This window comes from Streptomyces sp. PA03-6a (assembly GCF_033792765.1).
GTDB lineage: Bacteria > Actinomycetota > Actinomycetes > Streptomycetales > Streptomycetaceae > Actinacidiphila.
The window spans coordinates 1-6,170 of sequence record NZ_JARAVK010000377.1; the positions used below are offsets into that span (position 1 = coordinate 1).

Sequence of the window (6,170 nt, forward strand, 5' to 3'; positions counted from 1 at the left end):
CGACGCCATCACCACCCTGGCCCACAACCACACCCTCACCGGCCTCATCGAACTAGGCCCAGACAGCACCCTCTCCCCACAAACCCAAAACACACTGGACGCTATTCACACCACCACACCCGCAGCCTCTGGTACTGCAGTCTCCGGTACTGCGGTGGCTGATGGTGTGGAGCGGGGTCCGGTGGTGGTAGGAGCCCTGCGCCGGCAGCGGTCCGAAGTGGGCACTGTCCTGTCCGCGCTGGCCGCATTGTTCGTGCAAGGTGTACCGGTCAACTGGACCGGGACAATGCCCGGCACCGAACGAAACCCCGCACCAACCACCACACCGACACTGCCGACCACGGTCTTCCAGCGTGACTGGTACTGGCCGGGCCCGCCCGTTGCGGTCGCTGGCGACCCGACCAGTGCTGGCCTGGACCGGATCGAGCACCCGGTGCTCAGTGCGGTGGTCCACGATCCTGACACCGGCGGCATGGTGCTGACCGGCGTGGTCTCACAGGCCACCCATCCGTGGGTGGCCGACCACGTCGTGGCCGGTGCGGTCCTGATGCCGGGTGCAGCATGGGTCGAGCTGGCGTCGCAGGCCGCAGACCAGCTGGGCTGCGACACTGTTGATGAACTGGTCCTCAATACCCCGATGCCACTGGCTGACCAGGAGACACGCCGAATCCAGGTCAGTGTGGCCCCCGCAAACGAGACCGGTCGTCACCCCGTCACGATCTACTCCCGCCCCCACACCACAAGCCAGACGAACAGCGCCGAGTGGGTGCAGCATGCCAGTGGATACCTGACCAGCCGCCCCACCACCACAGTGCCCCACTGGGGCGAGACCCAGTGGCCACCCGCGGGATCCACTCCCGTGGACACCGACCGGTTCTACGAGACACTGCCCGGCCTGGGCTACAACTACGGCCCCCTCTTCCAAGGGGTCCGCGCCGGCTGGCAGCGCAACGAACACATATTCGCCGAAATCACCCTGCCCACCGAGCAGGACAACATGGAACAGGACCAGGCCACGGAAGGGTTCGGGATCCACCCGGCTCTGCTCGACGCCGTCCTGCACACCATGTTCATCCCCAAGACCGCGAACGATCCGGCGAACACCGACCAGGGGGTGATGCTGCCCTTCGCATGGAACGCAGTCACCCTGCACGCCACCGGAGCAACCACACTCCGGGTGCACCTGTCCCCCAACGGCGACAGTGGAATATCGCTGCTTGCAGTCGACCCCGAAGGCAACCCAGTGATCAGCATCGCGTCACTGGTGACCCGCCCAGTCCGCCCGGCCGATCTGGCCCCAGCCCGCACCAGTCACGACGATGGGCTATGGCAGATCCACTGGAACCGTCTGGAAACCACCTCCGCCAGCACAAGCACCACCGAAGACAAACCCCTTCAAGACAGACCGCCACTGCTGATCAACAATGCCGGCCAGCTCGCCACTAGCGACCCAGCCGAAGTGCAATGGATACTGCTCACCCCCGGAACACCCACTGACCAGGCGACAGAACCCGAACACGCCAGGGCAGAGGTCATGCGAGTGGTCCAGATACTCACCACCCTGCTCACCGAGCCCGCCTGGCAGCACACCCAGATCGTGGTCACCACCCGACAGGCCACCGAGATCACCGCGTCCGAAAGGCAGGTAGACCCAGTTGCCGCCGCAATCGGCGGCATGGTCAGAACAGCCCAGAACGAACACCCCGGCCGGATCACACTCATCGACCTGACCAACCAACACACCACCCCGCACGACATCACCAAGGCCGTTTCCACAGCACTGCCCCACGCAATCGAACACGGGGAAACCCAAATCGCCATCAACCCCGACGGCACATGGACACCCCGCCTGACCCCAACCGGTCAGGACACACTGCTGGTACCCGACGGGAACACGCCGTGGAACATGCGTGCCACCGGGACCGGGACCGTAAGCGGAGTGGAGTTGAGCGCCAGAGCACAGCTGCTCGAGCCGTTGACCGGTCGCCAGGTCCGGGTCGCGGTACGGGCCGCCGGCCTGAACTTCCGCGATGTCCTGATCGCATTGGGCAAGTACCCCGGCGATGCAAGCATGGGGGCTGAGGCCGCGGGTGTGGTCGTTGAGGTTGGTCCAGAGGTGACCACCTTGGCTGTCGGCGACCGTGTGACGGGCATGCTGCGCCAGATCGGACCAGTCGCAGTGGCTGACGAGCGGGTGGTGACGCGTTTCCCCGATGAGTGGTCGTTCGCACAGGCTGCAACTGTTCCCGTAGTGTTCTTGACTGCCTACTACGGGCTGGTGGATCTGGCTCAGCTGAAAGCTGGAGAAGCACTTCTCGTCCACGCCGGTACCGGCGGTGTAGGCATGGCAGCGATCCAGCTGGCCCGATACCTGGGTGTCGAGGTCTACGCCACGGCCAGCCCCGGAAAACAAGACCAGTTGCGTCAGTTGGGACTAGACAAGCCGCACATCGCCAATTCACGCACTCTGCACTTCGAACACGAGATTCTCCACGCCACTCAGGGACATGGTGTGGATGCGGTCCTGAACTCGCTCACAGCCGAGTTCATCGATGCGTCTCTACGCCTTTTGCCGCGCGGAGGCCGATTCATCGAAATGGGCAAAACCGACATCCGCCCAGCTGAGGATATCGCCCTCTCTCACCCTGATGTGTTGTACCAGGCGTTCGACTTGATGGAAGTCGATCCGGACCAGATCCAGCGGATGATGGCTCATTTGATGGAGCTGTTCCACATAAGGGCGTTGAATCCGCTGCCGTTGACCGTCTGGGACATCACCCAGGCCCCTCAAGCACTGCGCTATATGTCCCAGGCGCGACACACTGGTAAGAACGTTGTCACTATTCCTCGGCCGCTTGATCCGTCGGGGGTGGTGTTGATTACCGGGGGAACCGGGACGCTGGGTGGCCTGGTCGCCCATCATGCGGTCTCGGTGTGGGGAGCGCGCAATGTCGTGCTGGCCTCCCGGCAAGGACCCGAGGCACCCGACGCGAGCCAACTGGCCGAGCAACTACGCCAACATGGTGCCCGGGTCCAGATTGTGGCGTGTGACGTGTCCGACCGTGACCAGGTCGCGGCGCTGCTGGCCCAGGCCTCCACCGATGCGCCCCTAACCGGAGTGATCCACGCCGCGGGCATGGTCGACGATGCGGTCATCGACCGGCTCGACGCCGACCAACTGGACCGGGTTTTCCGGCCCAAGCTCGATGCCTCGGTCTGGCTGGACCAACTGACCCGAGGACTGAACCTACCGGTATTCGTGGTGTTCTCCTCGGTGGCCGGTGTCATGGGCACCGCCGGACAAGGCGCCTACGCCGCAGCCAACGCATTCCTTGACGGCCTCATAGCCCGCCGGCGAGCCGCAGGTGAAGCCGGAGCATCCCTCGCCTGGGGCTACTGGGCCCAGACCAGTGGAATGACCGAGCACCTCAACTCCACAGACCTGGCCCGCGTACGCCGGACAGGAATGCGATCAATCCAAACCGAACAAGGCCTGACCTGGCTGGACACCGCACTCCGCACCGGCCACCCAGTAACAGTTGCAGTGCCATGGGACCAAACCGTCCTGCGCGACCAGGCCCAGCAAGGAAACCTGCCGGCACTACTGCGAACCCTCACCCGCCGAGTCCGCCCACTAGCCCGGACACAGGCTGGAGCAAGCACAGACTTCCGCACTCGGCTGGCGGGGCTGGAAACTGCGGCCCGGATGGCACTGCTGACCGATCTGGTGCGTGAGGAAGTCGCGCAGGTACTCGGAATATCCGACACCGCCGCGGTTCCTGCAGCACGGGCATTCAAGGAAGCCGGCTTCGACTCACTCACCTCCGTCGAACTGCGCAACCGACTCGCCACCCGCACCGGAGTCAGCCTGCCTGTAACCCTGGTCTTCGACCACCCCACCCCCAACCAGGTAGCCACATATCTCCATGAACAACTGATGGACCACTCACCTGCTAGCGCTAGCTCGTCAGGAGCCATGCAACTATTTGATCGACTCGAGAAAGAAATTTCCGGACTTACTTCTCTCACAACCGACAATCACCTGGAAAGGAAGGCTCGACAGATTGTCGAGCTACTAAATTCCAAGATATCGACCAAGCCTCGCGACGCGACTGACGATATCGACTGGGAATCCGAGGGGGACATCTATTCAATTATCGACCGGGAGTTGGGCCTCGAGTAGCATCCATCTTTTCGACCCGGTCACACGACTCTGATCTTTACGTTCTGGTTTAAGGTACGCCATGAACGTGGCCTCAGAGTTCAGTCCGCAGTGGTGACCAGTCCCGGATGGAGATGCTGATGCAGATGTCGTCAGCGCCCGCCGGGCTGGTCCCACAGCGGGCGTGATTACTGAGGTTTTCAGGTCGAGGTCGGTGGGGCGATGGTCAGGCCAGTTCCGGCAAAGCAGCCTTTGATGAGGCCGGGTCGCAGCTGGATGTGTCGCAGGCCGCACCGGAGGGTCTGGGTGAGGTGGTCAGGATCAGTGAACGCGACATTGGCCATCGGTCCGCGCCGTAGGAGCGACCAGATGCCTTCCACCAGGTTGAGGTCAGGCGCGTAACTGGGCAACTGTAAAACGGTGAGCCAGTCGTGGTCGGCCGCGTACCGCTTCATGCCGGCGGCCAGGTGAGTGTTCGAGATGCCCCTATGGCTCGTCAAACCGCCGATCAGGTGCCTGTGCTCACCAAAGGCCGGATGTGCCGGTAGAGCTCTCGGGCGACGTACTGCTTGAGGCAGCGGATGATCTCGCGCCTGGACATGCCCTCGGCGGTGCGTGGTTGCAGGTAGGCCTGGGTGCGTTCATCTCAGCGCAGGCGGGACTGGGCTATGCGGTAGAGGGCGGCATTGGCCTGCCGATGGCCGCCGCGGTTCAGCCGTCGCCGTTGGGTCTTCCCGGAACTGCTCGACCGGGCTGGCCCCGCACAACGCGGCGAACGATGCCTCGTCTGTGAGCCTGTCCGGTTTGTCACCTGCGACGACGAGGAGAACCGCGGCACTGCCGGGGCCCACTCCCACGACCTCCACGCCTGTTCTGCGACAGTGCTCGCTGCGCTCGCCGGACCTTCGCCGAGCAGACAGCACGCTTGACCGTGAGATACGGTCGCCGCACGGCCGCCCTCGCCGAGATCGTGCAAACGATCGCCGTGGCACTGGCCGGGCGAGCCGGCGCCCGGCTCGCGGATGTCCTGCACATCCCGATCAGCCGAACCACCCTGCTCAACGTGGTGATGACGATGCCCGATCCACCCCGGCCCGCACTACGGGTACTCGGCGTCGACGACTTCGCCACCCGCCGCGGCCGACGCTACGGGACCGTGCTCGTCGACCTCGCCACGCATCGGGCCGTGGATCTCCTGCCCGGCCGCGGGAAAACACCCCTGGTGTCCTGGCTGGGCGAACATCCCAGCATCGAGATGGCCTGCCGGAACCGAGCCGGCCCCTACGCAGAAGCAGCAAGCGCCGGAGCACCCCAAGCCCCTCAGGTCGCCGACGCCTGGCACCTGTGGCACAACCTGGCCCATGCGGTCGAAAGCACCGTGATCACCCACCGGTCCTGCCTGACACAGGCGGCGCCGCCGCAGTCCGAACCCACGCGTACAAAGGCACCTCCCGACCCCGCTCTCAACCCCTCCACCGGCGACGAGAAATGGCTGGTCACCCGCACCCGAGGTCGCCCTCGCCGCGCGCGGTGAGCTGCTCGCGTCCTGGACGTACCGGCCCGTCGAGGGGATCCTCGCCACCGCCCGGCGCGGCGAGGGCGCCACCCGGCTGGACACCTGGCGGCCCTACCTGATCAGCCGCTGGAACCAGGGATGCACCAACGCCTCCGCCCTCTTCCCCGAGATCCGGGCCCAGGGCTACCCAAGACACACACCGCAAGCAGTGAGCCACTTCCTGCGTCCCTTGCGTGACACCTCCTGTCCCGATGCCCCGATCTGGCCAGACTGAGCTGCCACGTTCATGCCTTTGCCCGCATGATTTGCGACCGAACCGGCACCGATCTCCCCGCCTGGATCCCCGCGGTCCGTGCCGATGACCTGCCGCAGCTGCACGCTTTCGCTGACGCAGGGCCTTGTCCCTGTGGGATGGACACCTGTTCGTGTTGTTATGCGGCGAGTGTCAGGGTAGCTGACTGCCTCTCGTAGGCGATCGGTGACTGTTGTCCG

General features: G+C 64.6%; 2 protein-coding genes and 2 pseudogenes. 2 read left to right on the top strand and 2 right to left on the bottom strand.

Going from position 1 to position 6,170, the window contains the following annotated elements; all coding sequences use genetic code 11:
* Positions 1–217 precede the first annotated feature (217 nt).
* Positions 218–4,183 carry an SDR family NAD(P)-dependent oxidoreductase gene (locus PV350_RS43380; RefSeq protein WP_500338882.1) on the top strand — a complete coding sequence of 1,322 codons (3,966 nt, stop codon included), beginning with the start codon at positions 218–220 and terminating at the stop codon, positions 4,181–4,183.
* Between the two features lie 179 nt (positions 4,184–4,362).
* On the opposite strand, the pseudogene PV350_RS43385 reads toward PV350_RS43380, so the two are convergent.
* Together PV350_RS43385 and PV350_RS43390 are read right to left on the bottom strand one after the other, a co-directional pair.
* Positions 4,363–4,638: pseudogene (locus PV350_RS43385) on the bottom strand (transposase); the annotation flags it as partial.
* A gap of 32 nt (positions 4,639–4,670) precedes the next feature.
* Positions 4,671–5,022: pseudogene (locus PV350_RS43390) on the bottom strand (transposase); the annotation flags it as partial.
* A 110-nt stretch (positions 5,023–5,132) separates the two neighbouring features.
* Between PV350_RS43390 and PV350_RS43395 the strand changes: the two are divergent.
* The gene (locus tag PV350_RS43395; protein ID WP_500338883.1) at positions 5,133–5,696 is read left to right on the top strand and encodes an ISL3 family transposase; all 564 of its coding nucleotides are present in this window, start codon (positions 5,133–5,135) and stop codon (positions 5,694–5,696) included.
* Positions 5,697–6,170 lie beyond the last annotated feature (474 nt).